A 22,576-nucleotide genomic window follows, 5' to 3' on the forward strand; every position below is an offset into this window, starting at 1 on the left:
AAACTATAGGCTGTTTTCCGGCTGTGGTTTTGGTTCTTCAATTTTTACATCATGTTCTTTAGCCAGCTTTTTAATAGCTGCATTGTAATCGCGTATGCCTTTTCGGGCTTCATCAAGCATAGCGTTTGCCTCAGCAATAAGGTTGCGGTCCTGCTTTTCTAAAGCGCTGACGATTTTAATAAAAGCATTATACTGGGTATTGGCAGCCTTTATATAGCCTTCATGAACCTTTCGAAGATCGTCGGTTTCTACATCGATGTTTTCCAGTTCGTCAACAAATTTACGATAGGTAGGAATGACTTCACTCGTCATCGTATCGTACATAACAGCGTCACTTGTGTAGTTAGCGCCTGTAACAGAATCGTATGCGTCAATCGCTTCTTTTTCAAGCTGAGCGGCTTTTTTTAAATCTTGATTGTTATAGTCGATTAAATCATCTTGAACAGGATCACTAAAGCAGGCGGATAATAAAAACAAAAGAGGGACAAGACAAAATAAAACTTTCTTCAACGAATTTCACCTCCGTTTAACAATGTATGAAACACCTGCTTGGCAAAGTCGGTTTTAATAAGTGGAGAAAAAGAAGAGAGTGTATAAAAGGATTTTTGAAGGTCGACAGTGAATTTATTCATAAGTCGGTTTGTAGCTGATATCCCCATGGTAGGAGGAAGGAAGAGAAGATGATTAAAATAAAAAGAGACCATTTAACGAACAATGAAGTTATTGAATTAGTAAGTTCTCACCTTCAAGGAATGAACTTACATTCGCCCCCTGAAAGTATTCATGCTCTAGATATTGAAAGCTTAAAACAACATGATATTACGTTTTGGAGCGTGTGGGAAGGAAGTCAGCTAGCAGGGTGCGGGGCTATAAAAGAGCTAGATGAGCACCACGGAGAAATTAAATCGATGCGAACAGCCACCGCCCATTTGCGGAAAGGAATTGCTAGAGAGCTGCTGCAGTACATAATAAATGAAGCACAAAAACGAGGGTACCGACGCTTAAGCTTAGAAACAGGATCCGCACCCGCTTTTGAACCGGCTAGAAAGCTATACGCCAGTTTTGGATTTTACCAATGCGAACCGTTTTCTACCTACAAAGAAGATCCATACAGTGTATTTATGACAAAAGAACTGAATGATTAAAAGCCTTTTTAAAAGGCTTTGTTTTTTTGTTTTGTCATGATTCATATAAAAAAGGTATAAACTCGGTTTTCTCACTAGACAAAAAGGTTTTTCCTATGTAGTATAGGTGTCAGATAATACAAAACGAATGTTCAGTATAAATAATAAATGTGCGGGGCGGTGGAAATAGCTTGAATAAAAAAAAGCTTCAAAGTGAACAAACAAAAAGAAAAGTGGCAGATGCCGCTAAAGCATTGTTTTCCCAAAAAGGCTATAAAGCTACGTCTATTGAGGAAATTGTAGAAGCTACGGGAAGCAGTAAAGGGAATATTTATTATCACTTTAAAAGTAAAGAAGGACTTTTTCTCTATTTAATAGACGAATGGGATCTCGAGTGGGAAAGAAACTGGAAAGAAAGAGAGGCTCTTTACAAAACAACAAGAGATAAGCTTTTTGGAATTGCGGAGCAAATCATTTTAGATGATTTGAATCATCCTCTTACGAAAGCTGCCGATGAGTTTTTTAACAACGAGGAAAAGGGTAGCGATATCGAAGAGCGAATTGATGAGATGGTGAAACGACACGTGGAGTTTAACCGCGAACTTTTGCAAAAAGGCATTGATGAAGGTGAGTTTTCTCATAAAAATGCAGAACAGCTTGCAGTGGTTTTAGAAGGGCTGTTTGTGGGGATGAGCCGCATGTCTCGAAAAACGAGCACGGAAAATGCCCTGCAGCTTTACCATTCAGCAATCGATGTATTTTTAAACGGAATTATAGCAAGGTCTTCTTAAATAGTCGGGGATGCTTATTGCGGTAATGAGTAATCCCTCATTATTTTGTATTTTTATAGACCGAACGTTCAGTATTTTTGTAATCAGGAGGTTTATATGTCATTATTGTTAAGAAATCGAGCGGCGATTTTGCTGCTTATGCTAAATATTTTTATTATCTTTACGGGAATCGGTCTCGTTATCCCAATTATGCCAACATATATGACAGAGCTTCATATCAATGGCAGCGTGATGGGGCTTTTAGTAGCGGTGTTTTCGTTAACTCAATTTCTGTTTTCACCTTTAGCGGGCCGGTTATCAGATTCGTTAGGGAGAAAGAAAATTATTGTAGCGGGAATGATTGTTTTTGCCCTGTCTGAATGGTTCTTTGGTTCAGTGAGTACCCCTCTTTTATTATTTGTATCCAGAATGTTAGGCGGGGTCGGGGCCGCGCTTATTATGCCTGCTGTTATGGCCTATACAGCAGACGTGACGTCTGCTAAAGAACGCGCTAAAGGAATGGGCTATGTGACGGCGGCGATTACAACAGGATTTATTATTGGGCCAGGTATCGGAGGCTTTTTAGCTGAATACGGCATGCGCGTACCGTTTTATATGGCCGCAGTAGCAGGAGGCTTGGCTGCAGTGATTACGCTGTTTGTTTTGCCGGAGTCCCGTCCTGTACAAAATCCTGCTGTTTCAAATAAAGAGAATCCAAAAGAAGATCGGCTGCTACTGCAGCTTATGAATTCCTATAAAGAACCTTATTTTTTAAGTTTAATTATCGTTTTTGTGACATCGTTTGGATTATCCAATTATGAAACGATCTTTTCACTATTTGTTGATCATAAATTTAGCTTTACACCAAAAGATATTGCGTTTGTCATTACATTTGGCTCTATTGCAGGGGCTGTGGTGCAGGTTACGATTTTTGGCTGGATTTTAAATAAGTTCGGTGAAAAAAGAGTAATTTCGTTTTGCTTGATGATGACGGGACTTTTTATTTTACTTACGCTATTTGTGCACACATACTGGCTTATTATTGTTGTGACATTTATCGTCTTTTTAGCAACAGATATTTTACGTCCCGCAATCAGCACGCAAATGTCGATGATGGCACAAGACGACCAAGGGTATGTAGCCGGACTAAATTCTGCTTATACAAGTCTTGGGAATATTATTGGACCCGTTGTAGCAGGCTTTCTCTTTGATATAAACATTAATTATCCATACGTATCAGCTGCACTTGTTCTGCTGCTTTGTTTTCTTTTATCTTTAAGAGCAGGGAAGGACCGAAAAACAGCTGTGAGAAATCAGGCGGTTCAAGAGAAATAACGAGAAGGAAAAAAATGATAGAATTCTTAAAATAGAAGACCTCTAGTAGCTTATGGGAGGTCTTTTGATTATTCTTTTAGTAAAGGTGTAAGATTTACAACGCTACTCAGCCTATAGCGAAGCTTTATTTAATCGGCAAAACAGTGAAATGGTTGCAAATAAAAAAGGTTAATAGTAAACTTTAAACGTAACAAGAATAGTATGGGAGCTTGCGCGGGGCAGGCTGAGAGTACAGGGACGCCTGTTGACCATTTGAACCTGTTGGATAATGCCAGCGCAGGGAATGTGAGTACATACCAAAGCACTTTGCGCATGCAAGGTGCTTTTTTGTCTTTTTTTGCAGGGTTAAAACTAAATGAAAAGAGTGAGAGAACATGGATATTAGTAAAATTTCAGCTCAATTAGAAAAAGTAAGAGATACAAGTCCGCTTGTTCATAATATTACGAATGTTGTGGTAACCAATTTTACAGCAAATGGACTGCTTGCACTAGGAGCTTCACCTGTTATGGCTTATGCGAAGGAAGAAGTGGCTGACATGGCACGAATCGCCGGAGCGCTTGTCTTAAATATGGGTACACTGACGGCTCGAGAAGTGGAAGCAATGAGAATAGCTGGGAAATCAGCAAATGAAAATGGCGTGCCGGTTATTTTTGATCCTGTAGGAGCTGGAGCGACACCGTTTCGTACAGAAGTGGCACGTCAGCTTGTAGAAGAATTAAATATCGCAGTTATTCGTGGTAACGCTGCTGAAGTTGCAAATGTAGTAGGCGAGTCATGGCTCATTAAAGGCGTTGATTCATTAGAAGGCCAAGGAGATGTCATTGAACTTGCTGAGAAAGCAGCGAACAAATTAGATACAGTGATTGTTATCACGGGTAAACAAGATGTAATCACGGATGGAAATACAACGTATACAGTAGACAACGGTCACCCGTTATTTACGAGAGTGACGGGTACTGGATGTCTGCTGACATCAATTATAGGAGCTTTCGCCGCTGTAGAGAAAGAATATGTCGAGGCAAGCGTTGCTGCTTTAAGTTTTTACGGAGTGGCAGGTGAAATCGCCGCAGTGAAAAAAGGTGAAGAAGGGCCGGGAAGCTTCCAAATTGAGCTGTTAAATCAGCTTCATCTTTTATCTGGGCAGGATATTGAATCATATGCAAGAGTACATCAACGTTAAAAGGAGCCGGAAAATGACAAACGAAGAAATTAAAAAGCTGCTGCAAGTTTATTTTATAATGGGCAGCAATAACTGTACAAAAGATCCGCGAGAAGTGTTGAAAGAAGCAATTGAAGGCGGCATTACCGTGTTTCAATTTCGCGAAAAAGGCGAAGGTGCGCTAACGGGGGAAGCGAAATATCAGCTGGCGAAAGAACTGCAGCAAATTTGTCACCAGCACAACGTTCCTTTTGTTGTAAATGATGATCTTGACTTAGCGATTCGCATACAAGCAGATGGCGTTCATATTGGACAAGAAGACGAAAAAGCTCACGTTGTTCGAGAGAAAATAGGAAAAGGAATTGTGGGCGTCTCTGTTCATAATGTACAAGAGCTGAAGCAGGCGATGAAAGACGGAGCGGATTATGTAGGAATGGGACCTGTTTTTCCTACTTCCACAAAAAAAGACGCAAAAGCAGTGCAAGGTACGAAATTAATTGAAGAAGTGCGAAACCAGAATATTGACTTTCCAATTGTAGGAATCGGTGGTATCACGCCTGAAAATGCCAAACAAGTAGTAGAAGCAGGTGCAGATGGCGTTTCTATTATTACGGCGATTAGCTTAGCTGCGTCTCCAAAAGAAAAAGCAGCTCAATTAAAAGAAGCGTTAGGAAAATAAAAAAAGCGCACAATGTGCGCTTTTTTATTATAGCTGAACAGTTTGAGGAGTTTCTTCGCCTTCATTCATAAAGCGAATTTCGTTCGGCGTAATTTCAAGAACAACATACTCAGGGTCATTTGGACCGTCAAACCACTCTTTCATATGATCGTTCCATATACGTCCTTTTAACTGATCACCGGTACGAAGAACAGCTGTACCAGATAATTCTAAGTATTGATCGCCATATCCTTCGCCGCTGTAGCCCAATAGTACGTGTACGTTCGGATTGGCTTCGATTTCTTCTGCTTTATGTGTATTGATATTTGTTGGTGTGTAAAGAGCGATACCATCTTCATCGCTAAAGAATGTCATATAGCGAGAGTGGGGTTTGTTGTTTACAACTGTGGCTAATGTTCCTACACGATTTCCTTCTAATACTTCATTTACTTTTTTAGCAATTTTTTGTTCATTCATTTTATCCATCTCCTTTATTACTTTTTATGTTCCTCAATCGAAGATAAATAAAACATACATGTCTAAAAAAATATAAGTTAACAATAAAATTATTATGTAAACTGTTAAATTTAAAAATAAAAAAAGCTAGCTACAGCTAACTAAAAAATAAGCCCGCACTGCCGTAACCCTAAGTGTCTTAAATACCCAGATCTACTAGGTGGGTGCCCTCATAGCCGGGTTTAGCGTCCCAAGAAGGGCGTGCTATCTGCAGCTAAATTTTGAGCTCCCTTATAACACTCAAAGGTTTAAGACAACATGAGTATACGCACAGCGCAGGTATGTATAACAAATGTAAATAAAATGCCGATATATAAATGTTTTCTAATTAATCAACTTTCATCGTACAAGAAATGATTATAACGGAATAATGACTGGAACGCAAGACTTTTATTTAAAATTTTATTTCTCTATCATGCTGGCGGTGAAGCAGTAACAAAATAAGAAAAGGGCCCGCAACTGGAATGAAACATAAAAACAGATAAGGCCGGGACGCTATCTTTTCTTTTGTCATAACGGAGTAAGAAAGCCACGTTAAAACAAAAAAATCAGCGGTCATCACGCTAACAAGCTGTGACTGGATAAAAGCTTCTTGATAAGCTTTGGTTGAACCCATAGACAGTCAACCCGCAATCGTGAGTGCTAAGTATAGTCCAATCCATAGACGAGAAGAAATGATGGCAATGAAACGTAAAGGAATACGCGAGCGAGTCCGAACTTTTTGTCCTTTCCAATGAGAATAGAACAAAAGAGAAAAAGCTCCAAGCGCAAATGATAGAAGAGAAAATGGCCATCCAGGCAGTTTGTATGTATCTTTTTTACAGATCATTATCATGAACAATACTGGGAAAAGTCCTAAAAAAGAGAATGCCGTAACAACGAGCGGATCTACCTGTTGAAAATTTCCTGTGATAAGTTTTTTAAACAGCAAATCATCAGCGGCGCTTGCTCCCGGAGCTAGCAGCAAGGCGTATAGCACAAGCATGGCCCATACAATGATATACATACTCTCAACTCCTTTTAATTGTTTTATTGTACAAAGAACATTTCTGTATATTTCCCCGTCTTGTAACGAAGGGAAACGCTTGAAACTCTTCTTTGATTAGGTGTAATATTACACTAAAGACAGGCACGTGTATAGAAAGGGCTGTAAAAATGAATAAACAAGAAGTGATTAAATCAGTATCGGATAAAATACGATTAATTCGTTTAGAAAGAAACTATTCACAAGACAGAATGGCTGAAGTCATTGGTATTTCAAAAAAAACATTGGTTCAAATTGAAAAAGGACGAACGGAAGCAGGGTGGACGACCACTGTTGCAGTATGCGGTTTGTTTCGTGACAGTGAAATCCTTCAATCAGTTTTAGGAGACGTCCCTTTAGAAGTAGTAGAAATCATTGCTCATAACGGCGTATCTTCTCCAAAAGATAAAACGCTCGGGGGAAGAGTATGGTGGAAAGAGATTCAAAAAGAAGGTTCTTTTCGTCTGCAGCAAAATATGATTAGTCAGCACTATCGTATTTTAGATGACCAAGATTATCGATGGTTTAGTTCATTTGATAAAAGCGAAGCGGTAGAAAGGTTTGAAGAATTAACGAATGAATAAAAAACAAGCACTTGTTTTCAAGTGCTTGTTACTGATTCATTAACGTACCGGATGAAGGGCGGTTGAACCAATTCCATAGCTCTACATCTCCAAGTGACGCATATGTGATAGACGGATCATTTTTTAATTTCAGAAGCTTTTTTGTAGGTCCTGTAATCACAACGCCGTACACACCGACTCCATGTTTTTTTACATAAGAATATCGCTGCTTTAGTAACAAATCGGAATGGTCTAGCTGACGAACTTTTTGGACCGTTTCTTCATTATCGGCTAATAGTTTCATCATATTTAAAACGTTCGACTTGCTAATAGAGTGCGTTTGATTTCCTTTGTGATCGTAAGGTAAGTCTAAAAACTCTGGAAAGCCAAATGTTGATGTTAAGTCAATTAATGGCTCATCTTTTGTGCTTGTTTTTTGCTCGTGGCCTGTATTAAGCGCGTACCAAGAGGTAGAAAAATCACGACTGTCGATGGCGTTCATTTTTTGCTGAACTTCTTTTAGCGAATACGTATCATCAAAAGAAATAGCTACTTCGCTTACCGTTCCTTTTGGTAGATTTTCTAATGCTTTCCATGTTTCATTCGACCATTCCTTATACTCTTGTGCATGCTGCTTTAGTTTTTTTGGATCAGGATAGACAAAGGAAAGGTTAAGGTCGTATTTACCGCCAGAAAATTCTTTTTCTACACCGCTTGTTTTATCAAACAGCTGATGAAATGTAAACGTCCCAATGGCCTGCTCTTCACGTCCAATTTGCTTATAAGCTTCCATTTGCGACTGCATTCGGAAAAAGGACTGTGTATCAGAAGTGGTTTCACGTATATGAACGTTCGGAAAAGCAGATTCTATAGCCGCTTGATTCACGCTGTTTATGTATTCGGTTTTTGATTGATGATAGTATACAATAGATAAAAAGCTGCCGATAATCCATAGCAGAACCACAGAGCTAATGACAGTTGTCACATTTGAAAGGCGCTGCTTCCATTTGGCAATATAAATGGACTTTTTAACTTTTTTATTATCCAATATCGTATCGTCACTTAGCGGAGTAGTTGATGGAGTTGACGATAACGGTTCATCTTCGGTTAGCAAGTGCTCTAAATGAGCTGAGCATGCTTCACAATTTTCCGTATGTTCTTCAAGTGCTTCTGCTTCTTTGTCTGTCAAAGTGCCGTTTTTATATTTTTCCCATTGATGCTTCATATCTTGACAGCTCATCCGTCCTCTTCCTTTCTTTTTTTCAATTGTTGACGACCACGATACAAGTCCATTTTCACTTTTGACAGAGTAAAGCCAGTCATTTCTGCAATCTCTTCATATGTGAAGCCATGATAATCTCGTAACAGTACAATATTCTGCTTAGCCGGAGGCAAAGCAGATACATCAGAAAGCCAGCTGTCGATTTCACTTTGAATCATCACTTGTTCTTCAGCACTCGGCTGAGGAGTAAAGTGCCATTCTTCTATTTCGACAGTAGGGCGTTTTTTTTCTTTTCGATACCAGTCAATAAAGGCGTGATAAGCAATTTTGAACAGCCAAGGCTTCACTTCCTCGCCTTTATATGTTTCTAAGTGTAAAAGTGCCCGGTAAAAGGTCTCCTGCATTAAATCTTCCGCTGATTCTTTTCTGCGAGTAAGAGAGAGAAGGTAGCGCAGCAAATCATGCATATGCTGTTTATAAATGTGTTCAAAGTTATGCTGTTGTGCCATTTTCTCCCCCTTTCATTTAATCAACGCAATTTATGGATAAAAGTTTCGGTTTTTTTATCAAAAATCGTATGTAATAGATAAAAGATGCTTAAAATACGATATATAGCTTATCACACTAAAAAGAAAAGCATATGAAATTCGACATAATTCCGTTTATTTTGTCATTTTTTTAAAAAACTAAAGGGTAATTGGTGTTCGAAGGAAACAGAAAATGTTATGATAGAACAAGGATGTGCTCTTACAAAAAACAGCTACATACATAATAAAAAATACAGCGTTTGTTTGCAAAATAAAAATGGACAAACACATAGTGTTTAACCATGGATGATTGTGGGAAAATAAACTAAGTATTTTCAACAAAAAGTAATTTAAATTGTGTTTTCACTTATAAAAAACACGGTAAATTGGAAAAGGTGGGGTCATGATGGACGTAGAAAATACACAAGGTACAGAAGAACAAGCACCTAAAGTCAAAGCAGCTAAAGTTGGCGATACTATTCAGCCTAAAAAAGGCGACTATAAAGGATTTAAAGGAATTGTTATGGTAGTGCGAGACAATTCGGTTATCGTAGATTTTGGGAAAGATGCTGAAACTGGCGAATCCATGAAAACGGTCGTTAATCATAAAAACTATAAAATCGTAAAAAAGTAGGTGAATAACCTACTTTTTTTACTGAATATATGTTTAAAGACTGCGATTTTTCTATCGGAAACCTTAGAAAAACGCGTAGGTAAAGCAATTCTTTGAGAAGAAGAGTGTTTTTTAGTAAACTATAGAAAGTATGCAGAAAGAAAGGATTTTTTGTTATGTCAATTCAATTATCACAATTATCATTACCAAAAGAGGTTCTTTCGCTCTTAGCGAATCGTAAATATGAAAATCTGTCCCATGCTGATCAGCTATTAATCGGAAAAGGCGGCTATACAGCAGAAGAAGCAGATATTTTAGAAGATGCCATTATTGCCTTGTCACTAGGGAAAAACGTACTTTTAAAAGGGCCTACAGGTTCAGGTAAAACAAAGCTTGCTGAAACGCTGTCGCATTTATTTTCTCAGCCTATGCATAGCGTTAACTGCTCGGTTGATTTAGATGCAGAAGCGCTGCTTGGCTTTAAAACAATTTCTGAACAAGAAGGTAAAACAGGTATCGAGTTTGTAGAAGGACCTGTTATTCAGGCAATGAAAAAAGGCCATTTATTATATATTGATGAAATTAACATGGCTAAACCTGAAACGCTTCCTATTTTAAACGGGGTACTTGATTACCGGAAAATGATTACTAACCCATTCACTGGAGATGTAGTGCGCGGTCAGCAAACGTTCGGCGTAGTAGCGGCTATTAACGAAGGGTATGTTGGGACTGTTCCATTAAACGAAGCGTTAAAAAATCGTTTTGTTGTCATTGAAGTGCCATATATTCAAGGGGGCAGCTTAAAACAAGTTTTGATGTCTCAGTCTCAGTTGAAAGACGAAAAATTAATTGATAAATTGGTCACGCTCTCTGCAGATTTAATTACTCAAGTTCAAAGCGGCCATGTATCAGAAGAAGCTGCGTCTATTCGTGCGCTTATTGATACGTGTGATTTAGCTCTTTATATGCCGCCTCTTCGCGCGATTAAACGCGGTATTATTGAAAAGCTAGAAGATGAAAGGGAAAAAGCCGCCATTCAAAATATTGCTGAAACATTATTTGAGTAAGGAGTGGCGCTATGCGATTTATTAAATTTAACGACAAAAATGTAGATTCCTTTCTCTATATGGAGCTTGCAGATTTAACGAAAACATTAACAAAAAATGATGAAATTGAAGTAGAGTATCGCGTTTCTTCTTACTATGACCCTGTACACGGTATTATTTATCTCAGTCACTTTTGGGATAATCGTCCAGAAGAAGACAAAGTGTACGGCTTAAAAAGTGATGTTTTTTTAAGAAGCATCGGAAGCTATAAGCATTCAAACTTTAAAGAGATTAGTTCATATTTAAAGAAAATAAATAAAACGTCTGTACCTAGCTTAGCTAAGCAGTTTTTTATGCTGTTTGAAGATATTCGCTTAGAAGAATTATGCAAACGTGAACGTCCTGGAACAAAAAAAGCCTTCGCAGTAAGAAGACAGCTCTACAGAAAATATTTCGCTACACAAATGAGTGCGAATTTAACAAAAAGCGTGTATACGGATGCACTTTTTAACGGCATCTATTTGCTATTGACGACTGAAAATCCGTTTGAAGAAATTCCTTCAATGAGTGAATCGATTAACTTAGCGATGCCTTTTATTCGCAGACAGCTAACAAATGTATATGAAGCTAAAACAACAAAAGACGTATCGCGCATCTGTCTTGAACTCGTAGATGTTTTCGATGATATTATTGAAAAAGATATGCTTAATACCTATTTCTTCTTGGCTGAACTCCAGTATGATCAGTTAGAAGAAGGTTTAACATTTGAAGATTTAAAACGCAAAGATTCATTAGTGAACGATGACATTTTAGAGCATGAAAAAGACGGAGATGAAGACATTCACGAAGAGAAAATGGAAATGTGGCATCGAGAGACAAGCGAAGCGACGCAAAGTTTTCTGCAGTTTGATATGGATCAAGGTTCAAAAACAGATATGCTAGGCGATGGTGTACGTGAAGGCGACGATGGAGATCAAGCAATGGGAATGGTGCAAGGGTCTTCTCAAAAAACATCGCGGAACGATTACTCTCAAATAGAGGCCATGGAGCAAACGCATCCTGAAAAAGACGGGGAAGCGGATTATGAATATGGCAAAGAAAATAAGCATGCCTATGCTGTTTTTGTAGATTCTAAACTTCCGAACGACGATCACGTTGTTCAGTATGATGAGAATAAAAAAATCATTGCATCGTATCAAAAGAAATTAAAGCAAATGATTGAAAAAACGCTTGAACATAAAAAAACGTTTCCTAGAAGCGAACTGCACTTTGGGCGATTAAATAAAAAGCTTCTCAAGCTCTGGACCGATGATAATCCTCGTTTGTTTTATAAAAAAGATGAAGATTCTGCCCAAATTGATGCTGTCTTTTCTCTTTTAGTTGACTGTTCCGCATCGATGTACGATAAAATGGATGAAACGAAGCTTGGGATTACCCTATTTCATGAAGCGTTAAAATCTGTTATGGTGCCTCATCAAATTGTAGGATTTTGGGAAGATACAAATGATGCCACCGAAACGAGCCAGCCTAACTACTTGCAAACGGTTATGGACTTCCAAGCATCATTAAAGCGTAAGAGCGGTCCTGAAATTATGCAGTTGGAACCTGAAGAAGACAACCGTGATGGATTTGCCATTCGTCATATGACACGCCGCTTGCTTCAGCGTTCTGAACAGCAGAAGTTTTTACTTGTGTTTTCAGACGGTGAACCAGCCGCTATGGGATATGAACAAAATGGCATTGTAGATACGCACGAAGCGGTATTGGAAGCGCGCAAGCACGGAATTGAAGTCATCAACGTTTTCTTATCCAACGGTGAAATTGATGAAGGACAAAAGAAAACCATTCAAAATATGTACGGGAAATATAGTATTCTAGTACCAAACATCGAGGAGCTTCCCGATGTGCTATTTCCTTTACTGAAGAAATTACTTCATAAAAGTATTTAAAAAAGTCGAAGCATAGTGCTTCGACTTTTTTTGCTATTGACCGTTAACGAGGAGCGCGGTAAGTTAAATATATATGAAAAAGAGAGAAGGAATGGCAAGTGGAAGGAGTTCAAACGTCATCTAAAAGAGCATGGGGATTGCTGCTTGTAATCATTGGCGCTACGATGTGGGGAGTATCTGGCACGGTAGCTCAATATTTATTTCAGCATAAGGGTTTTAACGCAGAGTGGCTGGTCGTCGTTCGTATGCTAGTATCTGGGTTATTGCTTTTGGCAATAGCCTCTAAGCAGCGCAATATTTTTGCAATCTGGAAAACAAAAGAAGAGAGGACTTCGCTGCTTTTGTTTGGTGTAATCGGTATGCTTGGCGTGCAGTATACATACTTTGCAGCTATTGAGGCAGGAAACGCTGCTACAGCTACAGTGCTTCAATATACGTCGCCAATATTTATTATTGGCTATTTAGCCGTGCAAGCAAGAAAATGGCCGGTGAAAGTAGAAATTATTTCTGTTGTGCTGGTCATAACGGGGACATTTTTTCTTGCAACAAGCGGAAATTTCAACGAGTTGTCTATTACAGGGTGGGCATTGTTTTGGGGGATTGGAGCAGCTGTAACGTCTGCTTTTTATACGCTTCAGCCTAAACGTCTTCTTGCGAAATGGAGCTCAATTGAAGTAGTAGGTTGGGGAATGGTGATAGGCGGCGTAAGTTTTTCATTTATTCATCCACCGTGGCATATAGCCGGTGAGTGGTCGCCATTGTCCCTGTGTGCGGTGCTATTTGTGATTATCTTCGGAACGCTCATTGCATTTTATTGTTATTTGGAAAGTTTGAAGCATATTAGCGCTTCTGAAGCAATTGTTCTTGCTTCAGCAGAGCCTTTATCGGCAGCGGCGCTCTCTGTTCTGTGGCTTCATGTGACATTTGGATGGACGGAGTGGTTAGGTACAATTCTTATTATCGCTACGGTATTTTTGCTTTCTCAGCGAAAGCCAGAGGTTACATCATAAGTAAAAAGGACTTTCAAACGAAAGTCCTTTTTACTTTTACAGAGGTTTTAGCGTAAACGTATTTGTATAGGAGCGGTTAGCATATAGTGTGTAATCGGGGTGTGTTTTAGCTCCCCAGCTGTCGTCTCCGCCAACGCCCATTTGCTTGTAGTTAACCCGCACGGTTACTGAATCGCTTGACGGTAATTTGTAAAAATGATCGTAAGCCTCCAGTTCAAAAGGTGAGTAAGGTAAAGCATTCAGCTCAACTGTTGGCAGACCTCTTAGCAAAAAGCCGTGTCCTTGCTTGTTTGTAATAGCGGCCCATCTAACGTCCGTTTTATTTCCGCATTCTTGAGGGCGTAAATACGGTGTAACTTGCTCTTTTACACTGCCTTTATGAAGGCCGAGCTTAGCTCCAGTTTTACGATCCCAATAATTTTCATGAGGGCCTCTTCCGTACCATGTTAAAGCATCAAAAGACTCATCCATCGTAAACAGCATGCCGATTTCCGGAATTTCAGGCATTGTCTCAGAAGGTGCTAAAGATTGTTCAATCTTCATTTCACCATTGTTATATAGCGTATACGTTACATAGCAAGAAGTAAGAGAGTTGCCTAAAGACAGTTCAACCGAAATGATAACAAAGTCAATTTGCGGCTGAACAGTTACTTTTTGCACATGCTGATCTAAACTTGCTTGACGCCACGTTTGACATCTTTCATGTAATTTGTTTCCGAGGTCATTATCGGTTACGGCACGCCAAAAGTTCGGACGGAAACCCGACGCAAGCAGCTCGGTGTGCTCATAGATATAAGAGATGAACTGTCCTTTTTGTTTGTCAAAAATAGCCGTGAAGTTAGTTCCTGTAACCGTAAGAGTTTGCTCATTTTGGTCAACTGATAAAGCAGGATAAACAGCTTTAACTGAAGGTACAGAGACTTGCGCAGGCAGTACAAACTGTTCGTACGCCACTTCATATCCAGCTGAAGCCCAAGCCGTATCTTTGGCTAATATCAGAGAAAGAGTTAAAACAAATTCATCGGTTTCATTTTCTTGCTGATAAAGAGGATAAGAAAGCGTCATTTCGTCTGTATCATCAGGAGCTATATCTAAAAGAGACGCATGTTTTTCAATGAGTTCACCGTTTTTTTCAATACTCCAAATAAAATCATATGCGTTCAAGTTTGTAAACAGGTGTTTATTTTGAACGGCAAACTTTCCTTTTGCAGCGTCGATTGCTGTCCACTTTACAGGCTGATAGCATTTTTTTACTTCTGCAATTTTAGGGCTAGCTGTCCCATCAGCAAAGATTAAGCCGTTTCCGCAGAAATTACCATCGTTAGGAGTATCACCAAAATCTCCGCCGTAAGCTAAGTAAGATGTACCGTCTTCTGCTGTTGTTTGAAGAGCTTGATCTTTCCAGTCCCATATAAAACCGCCTTGCAAGATTGGGTATTGATCAAACAGCTCCCAGTATTTGTACAGATTTCCGCAAGAATTACCCATGGCATGACTGTATTCACATAAAATATAAGGTTTTTTTGGATTCATTAATGCATAGTGCTCTACATCTGCTGGCTTAACGTACATCGTGCTTTCTATATCAGAAGCATCATAGTCACGGTGATGGAAGATTCCTTCATAATGAACAAGGCGCGTGGAATCTTTTTCTTTAAAAAAAGTATACATATGCTTAAAATTTTCTCCGCCAAATGATTCATTGCCAAGCGACCAAATAATGATAGAAGGGTGGTTTTTATCACGTTCGTACATAGAACGACAGCGATCTAATACGTTTTCTTTCCACTCTGGCTTGCTTCCTGGAACAGCTTTTTGTTCACCTTCTTGTAAATAAGTCCACGTGCCGTGCGTTTCTAAATTGGTTTCGTCAATCACATACAGTCCGTATTCATCACATAGTTCATACCATACTGAATCATTAGGATAATGGGATGTACGCACCGCGTTAATATTATGCTGTTTCATAAGCAAAATGTCGTGAACCATGTCTTCTCGCGTGATGCCTGCCCGTCCTTTTACTGAATCAAATTCGTGGCGATTCACTCCACGAAGTACGATGCGCTTGCCGTTGATTGTCATAAGTCCATTCTTTAGTTCAAACGTACGGAAGCCGACTTTACAGCTTTCTGTTTCGATAATAGAGCCAGCAGAATTCTTTAAGCTAAGTACAAGCGTATACAAATTAGGGCTTTCTGCGCTCCATTTTGCAGGGTTTTTAATGTGTGTACGCAAGGAGATTGTATGATGATCGCTCACACTTAGATTTGTTTGCAACGGAGCTTCAAGTACTTCTTGATGATTAGCGTCATACAGCATGGCTTCAAATGTTAGGTCTTGAGTACCTTCCTGAAAGTAATTTAAAACATCAGCTGAAACGGTAAGTTCACCATCTTTGTAGCTGGTATCAAGCAGTGAACGAACGCTAAAGTCATAGATGTGAACCGGCGGAGTAGAATAGAGATACACATCGCGAAATATGCCGCTCATTCGCCAAAAGTCTTGATCTTCAAGCCAGCTTGCATCACTCCAGCGATATACTTCTACTGCTATCGTGTTTTCACCTTCTTGAAGGTAAGAAGTTACATCAAATTCAGCTGGAGTAAAGCTGTCTTCGCTGTATCCAACAAACTCACCGTTAACCCATACGTAAAAAGCAGATTCGACGCCTTGGAAGCTGACGTACACCGGCTGGTCTTTCCATTCTGACTTAGGTGTAAATGTACGAATGTACTGACCTACAGGGTTATATTTAGTCGGTGCAAAAGGAGGTTCGAGCTCTTCGTTTTCAACCCAAGGATACGTTACGTTTGTATATTGAGGATAATCATATCCCTGTAATTGCCAGTGTGAAGGAACTGAAATGGAGTCCCATTTCTCATATGAAAACTCAGGAGCGAAAAAGTTTTTGACACGGCCATCTGCGTTTTCAGCAAAATGAAAATACCAGCTACCATTTAAGCTTTGATAGTAAACAGAAGATTTTCTATCATTTTTTAAGGCCACTTCGATCGTTTGATAAGGCATAAGTAAAGCGTGTGCCTTAGAACGGTTTAACTGAAAAATCTCAGGGTTGTTATTCCATTCAGGATATCCGTTTGCAGGTGCTGTATAATTAAATTTCTTGCCGGTTTTTAACATGTCGATCCCTCATTTCTAAAGTGCTAGTTTATTATTTTATATGAAAATGATAACGTTTTCTGAAAACCTTATCAATCTAATTATTTTCATGATAATATAACTATATTCACATAAAAAGGGGGAAGTAATGTGGACCGTATGTACTTTCCGGCTCTTTCAGATGAAGATATGAAACTGCCATTCTATGTTACAAGCGCTGGAAGATGGAGACATCAAACGCATATTAAACGTCAGGGAGAGTTTCCTGATTATCAATGGATTCAATGTATAAAAGGGAGAGGAGAGCTTCGTGTAAATGACGAGGTTTATATTATAAAAGAAAATGAAGGGATGTTTCTGACTCCGCATGTTCCGCATGAATACTACCCTATTACAAGCGAATGGCAAGTATGCTGGGTTTCTTTTAACGGCAGTGTGATTGATGATATCATGCTTTCTCTTCAATTTATTACTTCTGGGAAAATCGTCCTTACATGTGCTGAAAGTCTTTACAGAATGCTTCAAGAGCTAATGAATCGATTAGAAGAAAATCATACATCTAGCACCATGCAGTGCTCTGAACTAATATATAGCGTCATTTTGAAACTTAGGCAAGACAGCGTATATATAGAAAGCAAAAGTCGTTTGCAGCAAATTACTCAGCTAAACCCAGTTCTTCGTTATATCGAGAAATACTATCATCAGTCGTTAACGCTAGAAGTACTAGCGAAGCAGCTCAACGTAACGGAGCAGTATACGTGTTTGCTTTTTCAACAATCTCTTGGCATCCGGCCATTTGAATACGTCACGCGCGTGCGCATTCAAAAAGCGAAGAAACTGCTGCTTAAAAACAACCATATCTCTGTACAAGACATAGCAAGGCAAGTAGGGTATGAGCATCCAAGCTATTTTATCAAGCGCTTTAAAGAACAGGAGAACGTTACACCAACTGTTTTTCGAAAAATGTATTTTTCATAAATTTTATCCATGGGTTTTTATCTAGAACATAAGACTTACGGTAAATGCTAGTCATTTCGTATGAATTTTAAAAAAGAATTTAAATGTAGTTTTAAGTAAAAATGGAGAGGAAAAGTAGAGAAAGGAAACAAAAAGGAGGGATAAGGGTGTTTGGGTTAAATGATCTTCCAAAGTTTGTGTGGTCATTCTGTCTTGTATTGCCACTTGTATCACTTATTCATCAGCTGGGGCATTCCGTCATGGCAATTATTTTCGGAGGGAAGGTCGATTTTACTATAGGTAGAGGGAAAACCATTCTTAAAATGGGGAAGCTTAAAATTAAGTCAGTGTATTTTTTAGACTCGTTTTGTAAATATGAAAATCTTAAGAACGACAGTCGCATTTCTCATGCAATGGTGTATGCGGGTGGTGTACTGTTTAATTTGCTTACTATTTTTATAATAAATGGATTAATTATGGCTAATATCCTGCCTGAAGATATATTTTGCTATCAATTTGTTTATTTTTCAGTCTATTATGTTATTTTTTCGCTGTTACCCATTCAATATACAGAGACGTCTGCAAGCGATGGACGTGCTATATATAACGTATTACGGTACGGAAAAACGTGTGATCCAGATTAAGGGCTGTGTGTAGCAGCCTTTTTTGGTTCATTTTTTTCTGTCTCAATTAAAGAAGGAAAGGAAAACTTTACGAAAAGAAAAGAGTAGCGGATAATAAAGATATTACGCTGTGGAATATAAGAAAGGAGAGGATTCATACGATTATTGAGACAGACCGAATGACGCTGCGAGCCATGACTGAAAGCGATGCAGGTAATTTAATAAAAATCTTTGAGGATGCTGAAGCAATGAAGTATTATTCTTCTACTAAAAATGAACAAGACACACTTCGCTGGATTCAATGGATGAAGCAGCATTATCAAACATACGGCATTAGTATGTGGGTAGCTGAGGATAAGCAGAAAGGAGAGTTTCTAGGACAGTGCGGCATGGTTCTTCAAAAGGTGGACGGCAAGGTAGAACCAGAACTTGGCTATTTATTTTTACGCAGCCGCTGGGGAAAAGGCTATGCGAGTGAAGCAGCAAAAGCTTGCCTAGATTACGGCCTTCATACGCTGAAATTTCAGAAGATTATATCATTAATAGACCCTGCCAATTACCCATCGATTAAAGTGGCTGAAAGAATTGGCATGAAAAAAGAAAAGCAAGTTAACAAATGGGGTAAATCATTAGTCTGTTATAGTATATATAATGAAAAATGAGAATAAAGGAGTGTTAGCATGATTAACATTAAGAATATTTCCGTAAAACGAGCAGAAAAAGAAATTTTAAAAAACGTGTCGTGGTCAGTTAAAAAAGGAGAACATTGGTGTTTGCTTGGGTTAAATGGTTCCGGAAAAACGACGCTTTTAAATATAATCAACGGATATATCTGGCCTACAAAAGGTCAAGTAGAAGTCCTTTCAAAGAGATTTGGGGAAACAAATCTGTCCGAGCTCAGAAGAGAAATTGGATGGGTAAGTTCTTCGCTTCAACAGCGGTTTCGAGATGACGACACGGTTTTAGAAATGGTTTTAAGCGGAAAATTTGCATCTATTGGTTTATATGAACAAGTGGAGCAAAAAGATATGAACCAAGCCATAGAATTAATGCAGCTGCTAAAGTGTGAAGATTTACAAAATCAGGCGTACGGAACGCTTTCTCAAGGAGAGCGCCAGCGAGTGCTAATCGCTCGAGCTCTTATGGCTTCACCAAAGCTTTTAATACTTGATGAGCCATGTACAGGTCTAGATATAATGGCCCGAGAACAGCTTCTTCAGCTGATTGCAAAAATGGCAGAGCAGCCAAAAGCTCCTACGCTTATCTATGTTACCCACCATGTAGAAGAAATTTTGCCGTGCTTTACCCATACGCTTTGTATGCGTCAAGGAGAAGTGTTTTCCTCTGGAAAAACGAAAGACCAGCTCACTGAGCCGCATCTTTCTAAATTTTTTAATCACTCCGTAGAGATTCAGCAGCAGAAGGAACGTACTTGGCTGTCACTAAAAGAACCGGTAAAAAGCTGATATAGCGTCGAGAAATCTTCTTACATACCATGGGGAAAAGAACGCTGCTTGCAATGGAAACAAGCTCATTGTGGAGGTAATGTTTACATGCTACATAAATAGTGGTGCTGCAAATAATATCAAGCAGTAGAAAAGCAGCAATGTCATTTTTATCAATGGTTACAAATACAAAAGAAGAGGAATCATAAGTTGTCATCGTTAGCTCCTTTGGTTATATAGTTATGTTACTTTATTCACAAAAGGCTTGGGCTATACGAACTTTAAAAAAAGTAAAATGATGACAGCTGGTTCTTTCTTCTACAGCTGGTAATATTCTTGTTCGAGTATACTCATGATAATATCTGTCCGAAATGTTTCCTCAATAAAAGCACCTTCACGCTCCATTCCTTCTTTTACAAAGCCACATTTTTCATAACAAGCAATGGCTCTATGGTTGTACTCGAGCACCCGTAAATCGATTCTGTGCAAGTGAAGGTGTTCAAAGGCGTACGCAAGTACCAATTTTGTAACTTCAGTGCCCAGTCCTTGATTCCAAACAGAAGAATCAAATAAACCAATTGCATACCGTGCGCGCCGGTCGTATTCGTTAACGGTCAGCCGGGCTTCTCCAACAAAACGCTGCTGATATTCAATACACCAATTTAGCTTTTGTGACTCTATGTACTGGATATGCCGCTCGGCATCTTGTAGTGTAAGAGGCTTTAAGTTTCGAGTATTGCCTCCGTACATACGAATAAGTTCTTTTGTTTGCTTGCATGCTAAATAATCATTCACATCGCTGTCTTTTGGTTTTCTTAACAGCACGTTTTTTCCCTTTAAAAGTGGTGAAACATTCATTATTTCATGCATCCTTTCTTTATTAACATTTAAAAAGTATTCCACTTGTTTCCTGAAAAAACCTGCTTTTATGTATAAAAAGGAACAGCTGTAGGCGCTGTTCCTTTACGAAGAATGTTTTTTTACGTAGTGGGCAAGTGCAAGAAGAGGAAAAATATCATTGTAGCTGTGATACTTAATATAAAATTGTCCAGGAAGACCAATTCCCGTTGGATAATGAATTTGCTGCTCTGTAAGATTTGGATTCAGCAAAAATTTAATTCCTTTTTCAACGGCTCGATCTTTTAATGGACATATTGTCATTAAAGCATCGAGAGCCCAAGCCGTTTGAGAAGGGGTGCTAAACGATAAAGGTACATATTTTTTCAGAGAAGCGCTATAGCATGATTCTCCGAATCCACCGTCTTCTTGTTGAATACTTTTAAGCCAGTTAATGGCTTTAATGATACGCGGATCAGAAGCAGAAACTCCTACAGCACGCAGTCCTGTAATAGCGGCCCAAGTTCCGTAAATATAGCAAACTCCCCACCGGCCGTACCAGCTCCCATTATCCAATTGATGATCAAACAGCCATTTTACTGCAGCTTTAATCGAAGGATGAGACTTATTCATACCGGCAAAGTTCCCTAGACACTCAAGCACTCGACCGGTTAAATCAGCAGTAGCCGGGTCCGTCGCTGCATCTTTTGCGTTTTCAAGCGGCAGATAAGTAAATAAAACAGAGTCGGTATTTTTTTCAAATGCAGCAAAACCGCCGTCTTTGTTTTGCATGGACAACAGCCAGTTGATGCCCCTTTGCCAAGACTCCAAATAATCTGTCTCCGCTTGCGCTCTTCTAGAAAGGGCTCTAATAGCGGCTGACGTATCGTCTAAGTCAGGGTTATTCGTATTAATATCGGAAAAACCCCAGCCTCCAGGTGCTGTATTTGGGTTATGAAACTGCCAATCTCCAAGCTTCGTATGCTGTCTTTTCTTTAAGTAGCGGGTTGTGCCTTTAATCATAGGATCTTGCTGCGGTACACCTGCTTCCTGTAGAGCGTAAGATAGCAGCGCCGTGTCCCAAACGGTTGACGTTGAGTTTTCTACGTGTGCGTGGCCGCTGCATGTACTAATTAGTGAACAAATACCGTCGATTGCTTTTTTAATTACAAACGAATCTTTTTTATAGCCAAGAGCGAGAAGACCGTAAATCATAAAAAAAGTAGAAGTGGCATAGCTGTAAAGGGTTCCATCCTTTTCAATTCTTTCTAGCATGTAACGCTCGGCTGCTTGATAACCAAGCTTGTGGATGTAAGAAGGTAAAGAAGCCAGCTGTTTTAAATGGTCGACTAAAAAAATAGAAGCGCGTGATTCTTGAGTAGTTTCATCCGATTTCTGTTTCGCTGTTCTTACATCTAAATGAGAAAGAGAAGGTGTATGCCTAGAAGTAAGTGAAAATTTTTTATTTCCTGCTACCATCATCGGAACGAAGTGAATTCTGGCATAGGTGCTTAATTCATAAAAGTTAAGCGGTACATAGGTAGGCACGAGCAAAAGAGAAAGCGGGAGGTAAAATAACTTTGGCCACTCGTATAAGCCGTTAACAGAAAGCATCCATCTTGTGAGAAAATGAGCGCGAGAAATGCCTCCTGAATCAATAATATACCTTTCTGCTTTTCGCAAAATCCGGTCGTTTTTTTGGTAATAGCCTGAATATAAAAGAGCTGTATAAGCTTGAATGGTGGCCGATAAGTTATGTTCTTCATCATCAAACAACGTCCAAAGACCATCTTCATTTTGAAGGGAAACGATTCGTTCGGTTAATTGTTTAATCAACACTTCTTTATCTAAATCAAAGGTGCGAAGAAGCATAATTAAAAACGCATCAGGCATAACGCCTGTTTCAAAACAGTAGCGAAATGACCCGTCATTTTTTTGTGTTGGGCGCAGATAGGCGATTCTTCGCTGAATCTCTAGCTGAACTTCCTTTAGCAATATGATCACCTCTTATGATAATGCTTTTCAATCTTTCGACCTGTTTCTTTATAACTGTATTCAAAGGAAGAGAGTTCTATGA

24 protein-coding genes, 1 other RNA gene and 1 riboswitch are annotated in these 22,576 nt (G+C 39.0%); of the genes, 14 read left to right on the forward strand and 11 right to left on the reverse strand.

Annotated elements, in window-relative coordinates; all coding sequences use genetic code 11:
* Window positions 1-3: 3 nt before the first annotated feature.
* Window positions 4-510 carry a hypothetical protein gene (locus M3225_RS20205; protein WP_251396590.1) on the reverse strand — a complete coding sequence of 169 codons (507 nt, stop codon included), beginning with the start codon at window positions 508-510 and terminating at the stop codon, window positions 4-6.
* Window positions 511-680: 170 nt separating this feature from the next.
* Here M3225_RS20205 and M3225_RS20210 point away from each other — a divergent pair, with 170 nt between their 5' ends.
* The 5 genes from M3225_RS20210 (at window position 681) to thiE (ending at window position 5,068) form a co-directional block, all read left to right on the forward strand.
* Window positions 681-1,145 (forward strand): GNAT family N-acetyltransferase, encoded by a 465-nt coding sequence (locus M3225_RS20210; RefSeq protein WP_285885778.1) that lies wholly within the window; start codon window positions 681-683, stop codon window positions 1,143-1,145.
* Between the two features lie 170 nt (window positions 1,146-1,315).
* Window positions 1,316-1,915 carry a TetR/AcrR family transcriptional regulator gene (locus M3225_RS20215; protein ID WP_251396592.1) on the forward strand — a complete coding sequence of 200 codons (600 nt, stop codon included), beginning with the start codon at window positions 1,316-1,318 and terminating at the stop codon, window positions 1,913-1,915.
* 96 nt (window positions 1,916-2,011) lie between these two features.
* Window positions 2,012-3,229: an MFS transporter gene (locus M3225_RS20220; RefSeq protein WP_251396594.1), complete on the forward strand. Its 1,218-nt coding sequence runs from the start codon at window positions 2,012-2,014 to the stop codon at window positions 3,227-3,229.
* Window positions 3,230-3,420: 191 nt separating this feature from the next.
* Window positions 3,421-3,529: riboswitch (TPP riboswitch) on the forward strand.
* A 74-nt stretch (window positions 3,530-3,603) separates the two neighbouring features.
* The gene (gene thiM / locus M3225_RS20225; protein WP_251396596.1) at window positions 3,604-4,410 is read left to right on the forward strand and encodes a hydroxyethylthiazole kinase; all 807 of its coding nucleotides are present in this window, start codon (window positions 3,604-3,606) and stop codon (window positions 4,408-4,410) included.
* Window positions 4,411-4,423: 13 nt separating this feature from the next.
* Window positions 4,424-5,068, forward strand: coding sequence for a thiamine phosphate synthase (gene thiE, locus M3225_RS20230; RefSeq protein ID WP_251396598.1), 645 nt, complete (start codon window positions 4,424-4,426; stop codon window positions 5,066-5,068).
* 27 nt (window positions 5,069-5,095) lie between these two features.
* Here thiE and M3225_RS20235 read toward each other — a convergent pair whose 3' ends face one another.
* From M3225_RS20235 to M3225_RS20250, 4 genes are all read right to left on the reverse strand, one after another.
* A complete protein-coding gene (locus M3225_RS20235) occupies window positions 5,096-5,524 on the reverse strand; it encodes a pyridoxamine 5'-phosphate oxidase family protein (RefSeq protein ID WP_013082985.1) in 429 nt (142 codons plus the stop codon).
* Between the two features lie 146 nt (window positions 5,525-5,670).
* Window positions 5,671-5,848, reverse strand: a non-coding RNA gene (gene ssrS, locus M3225_RS20240) — 6S RNA.
* A gap of 109 nt (window positions 5,849-5,957) precedes the next feature.
* Window positions 5,958-6,179, reverse strand: a complete 222-nt coding sequence (locus tag M3225_RS20245; protein ID WP_251396600.1) for a hypothetical protein — start codon at window positions 6,177-6,179, stop codon at window positions 5,958-5,960.
* A 6-nt stretch (window positions 6,180-6,185) separates the two neighbouring features.
* On the reverse strand, window positions 6,186-6,569 hold the full coding sequence (locus tag M3225_RS20250; RefSeq protein WP_251396602.1) for a hypothetical protein: 384 nt from the start codon (window positions 6,567-6,569) through the stop codon (window positions 6,186-6,188).
* A 149-nt stretch (window positions 6,570-6,718) separates the two neighbouring features.
* On the opposite strand from M3225_RS20250, the gene M3225_RS20255 reads away from it, so the two are divergent.
* Complete coding sequence (locus M3225_RS20255) at window positions 6,719-7,171, forward strand: helix-turn-helix transcriptional regulator (protein ID WP_251396604.1); 453 nt, start codon at window positions 6,719-6,721, stop codon at window positions 7,169-7,171.
* A gap of 28 nt (window positions 7,172-7,199) precedes the next feature.
* Here the strand turns inward: M3225_RS20255 and M3225_RS20260 are convergent, their stop codons facing one another.
* Together M3225_RS20260 and M3225_RS20265 are read right to left on the reverse strand one after the other, a co-directional pair.
* Complete coding sequence (locus M3225_RS20260; protein WP_251396606.1) at window positions 7,200-8,390, reverse strand: anti-sigma factor; 1,191 nt, start codon at window positions 8,388-8,390, stop codon at window positions 7,200-7,202.
* Window positions 8,387-8,881, reverse strand: a complete 495-nt coding sequence (locus M3225_RS20265) for an RNA polymerase sigma factor (protein WP_251396608.1) — start codon at window positions 8,879-8,881, stop codon at window positions 8,387-8,389. Before M3225_RS20265 ends, M3225_RS20260 begins: the two co-directional genes overlap by 4 nt.
* A gap of 421 nt (window positions 8,882-9,302) precedes the next feature.
* On the opposite strand from M3225_RS20265, the gene M3225_RS20270 reads away from it, so the two are divergent.
* The 4 genes from M3225_RS20270 (at window position 9,303) to M3225_RS20285 (ending at window position 13,517) form a co-directional block, all read left to right on the forward strand.
* Window positions 9,303-9,533, forward strand: coding sequence for a YkvS family protein (locus M3225_RS20270; protein ID WP_013056869.1), 231 nt, complete (start codon window positions 9,303-9,305; stop codon window positions 9,531-9,533).
* Between the two features lie 155 nt (window positions 9,534-9,688).
* Window positions 9,689-10,579 (forward strand): AAA family ATPase, encoded by an 891-nt coding sequence (locus tag M3225_RS20275; RefSeq protein WP_251396610.1) that lies wholly within the window; start codon window positions 9,689-9,691, stop codon window positions 10,577-10,579.
* An 11-nt stretch (window positions 10,580-10,590) separates the two neighbouring features.
* Window positions 10,591-12,507, forward strand: coding sequence for a vWA domain-containing protein (locus M3225_RS20280; RefSeq protein WP_251396611.1), 1,917 nt, complete (start codon window positions 10,591-10,593; stop codon window positions 12,505-12,507).
* A gap of 98 nt (window positions 12,508-12,605) precedes the next feature.
* Complete coding sequence (locus M3225_RS20285) at window positions 12,606-13,517, forward strand: EamA family transporter (protein ID WP_251396613.1); 912 nt, start codon at window positions 12,606-12,608, stop codon at window positions 13,515-13,517.
* A gap of 36 nt (window positions 13,518-13,553) precedes the next feature.
* Here M3225_RS20285 and M3225_RS20290 read toward each other — a convergent pair whose 3' ends face one another.
* Window positions 13,554-16,658, reverse strand: a complete 3,105-nt coding sequence (locus M3225_RS20290; RefSeq protein WP_251396615.1) for a glycoside hydrolase family 2 TIM barrel-domain containing protein — start codon at window positions 16,656-16,658, stop codon at window positions 13,554-13,556.
* A gap of 138 nt (window positions 16,659-16,796) precedes the next feature.
* On the opposite strand from M3225_RS20290, the gene M3225_RS20295 reads away from it, so the two are divergent.
* From M3225_RS20295 to M3225_RS20310, 4 genes are all read left to right on the forward strand, one after another.
* On the forward strand, window positions 16,797-17,615 hold the full coding sequence (locus M3225_RS20295) for an AraC family transcriptional regulator (RefSeq protein ID WP_251396892.1): 819 nt from the start codon (window positions 16,797-16,799) through the stop codon (window positions 17,613-17,615).
* Between the two features lie 146 nt (window positions 17,616-17,761).
* Window positions 17,762-18,238, forward strand: coding sequence for a site-2 protease family protein (locus M3225_RS20300; RefSeq protein ID WP_251396617.1), 477 nt, complete (start codon window positions 17,762-17,764; stop codon window positions 18,236-18,238).
* A gap of 158 nt (window positions 18,239-18,396) precedes the next feature.
* On the forward strand, window positions 18,397-18,879 hold the full coding sequence (locus M3225_RS20305) for a GNAT family N-acetyltransferase (protein ID WP_251396619.1): 483 nt from the start codon (window positions 18,397-18,399) through the stop codon (window positions 18,877-18,879).
* An 18-nt stretch (window positions 18,880-18,897) separates the two neighbouring features.
* On the forward strand, window positions 18,898-19,683 hold the full coding sequence (locus tag M3225_RS20310) for an ABC transporter ATP-binding protein (RefSeq protein WP_251396621.1): 786 nt from the start codon (window positions 18,898-18,900) through the stop codon (window positions 19,681-19,683).
* Here M3225_RS20310 and M3225_RS20315 read toward each other — a convergent pair.
* The 3 genes from M3225_RS20315 to M3225_RS20325 all read right to left on the reverse strand — a co-directional run bounded on the left by M3225_RS20315 (window position 19,610) and on the right by M3225_RS20325 (window position 22,503).
* Complete coding sequence (locus M3225_RS20315; protein WP_251396622.1) at window positions 19,610-19,879, reverse strand: hypothetical protein; 270 nt, start codon at window positions 19,877-19,879, stop codon at window positions 19,610-19,612. The genes M3225_RS20310 and M3225_RS20315 overlap by 74 nt on opposite strands.
* 101 nt (window positions 19,880-19,980) lie before the next feature.
* Window positions 19,981-20,520, reverse strand: a complete 540-nt coding sequence (locus tag M3225_RS20320; protein WP_251396624.1) for a GNAT family N-acetyltransferase — start codon at window positions 20,518-20,520, stop codon at window positions 19,981-19,983.
* A 105-nt stretch (window positions 20,521-20,625) separates the two neighbouring features.
* Window positions 20,626-22,503 (reverse strand): terpene cyclase/mutase family protein, encoded by a 1,878-nt coding sequence (locus M3225_RS20325; RefSeq protein WP_251396626.1) that lies wholly within the window; start codon window positions 22,501-22,503, stop codon window positions 20,626-20,628.
* Window positions 22,504-22,576: the final 73 nt, after the last annotated feature.

Source organism: Priestia aryabhattai, from assembly GCF_023715685.1.
GTDB lineage: Bacteria > Bacillota > Bacilli > Bacillales > Bacillaceae_H > Priestia > Priestia aryabhattai_B.

Excerpts from the sequence above, each read along its gene's own strand:
- M3225_RS20210 (WP_285885778.1), top strand. The coding sequence starts at position 681 with ATGATTAAAATAAAAAGAGACCATTTAACGAACAATGAAGTTATTGAA.
- M3225_RS20220 (WP_251396594.1), top strand. The coding sequence starts at position 2,012 with ATGTCATTATTGTTAAGAAATCGAGCGGCGATTTTGCTGCTTATGCTA.
- thiM (WP_251396596.1), top strand. The coding sequence starts at position 3,604 with ATGGATATTAGTAAAATTTCAGCTCAATTAGAAAAAGTAAGAGATACA.
- thiE (WP_251396598.1), top strand. The coding sequence starts at position 4,424 with ATGACAAACGAAGAAATTAAAAAGCTGCTGCAAGTTTATTTTATAATG.
- M3225_RS20235 (WP_013082985.1), bottom strand. The coding sequence starts at position 5,524 with ATGAATGAACAAAAAATTGCTAAAAAAGTAAATGAAGTATTAGAAGGA.
- M3225_RS20245 (WP_251396600.1), bottom strand. The coding sequence starts at position 6,179 with ATGGGTTCAACCAAAGCTTATCAAGAAGCTTTTATCCAGTCACAGCTT.
- M3225_RS20250 (WP_251396602.1), bottom strand. The coding sequence starts at position 6,569 with ATGTATATCATTGTATGGGCCATGCTTGTGCTATACGCCTTGCTGCTA.
- M3225_RS20255 (WP_251396604.1), top strand. The coding sequence starts at position 6,719 with ATGAATAAACAAGAAGTGATTAAATCAGTATCGGATAAAATACGATTA.
- M3225_RS20260 (WP_251396606.1), bottom strand. The coding sequence starts at position 8,390 with ATGAGCTGTCAAGATATGAAGCATCAATGGGAAAAATATAAAAACGGC.
- M3225_RS20265 (WP_251396608.1), bottom strand. The coding sequence starts at position 8,881 with ATGGCACAACAGCATAACTTTGAACACATTTATAAACAGCATATGCAT.
- M3225_RS20270 (WP_013056869.1), top strand. The coding sequence starts at position 9,303 with ATGATGGACGTAGAAAATACACAAGGTACAGAAGAACAAGCACCTAAA.
- M3225_RS20275 (WP_251396610.1), top strand. The coding sequence starts at position 9,689 with ATGTCAATTCAATTATCACAATTATCATTACCAAAAGAGGTTCTTTCG.
- M3225_RS20280 (WP_251396611.1), top strand. The coding sequence starts at position 10,591 with ATGCGATTTATTAAATTTAACGACAAAAATGTAGATTCCTTTCTCTAT.
- M3225_RS20290 (WP_251396615.1), bottom strand. The coding sequence starts at position 16,658 with ATGTTAAAAACCGGCAAGAAATTTAATTATACAGCACCTGCAAACGGA.
- M3225_RS20295 (WP_251396892.1), top strand. The coding sequence starts at position 16,797 with ATGTACTTTCCGGCTCTTTCAGATGAAGATATGAAACTGCCATTCTAT.
- M3225_RS20305 (WP_251396619.1), top strand. The coding sequence starts at position 18,397 with ATGACGCTGCGAGCCATGACTGAAAGCGATGCAGGTAATTTAATAAAA.
- M3225_RS20310 (WP_251396621.1), top strand. The coding sequence starts at position 18,898 with ATGATTAACATTAAGAATATTTCCGTAAAACGAGCAGAAAAAGAAATT.
- M3225_RS20315 (WP_251396622.1), bottom strand. The coding sequence starts at position 19,879 with ATGACAACTTATGATTCCTCTTCTTTTGTATTTGTAACCATTGATAAA.
- M3225_RS20320 (WP_251396624.1), bottom strand. The coding sequence starts at position 20,520 with ATGAATGTTTCACCACTTTTAAAGGGAAAAAACGTGCTGTTAAGAAAA.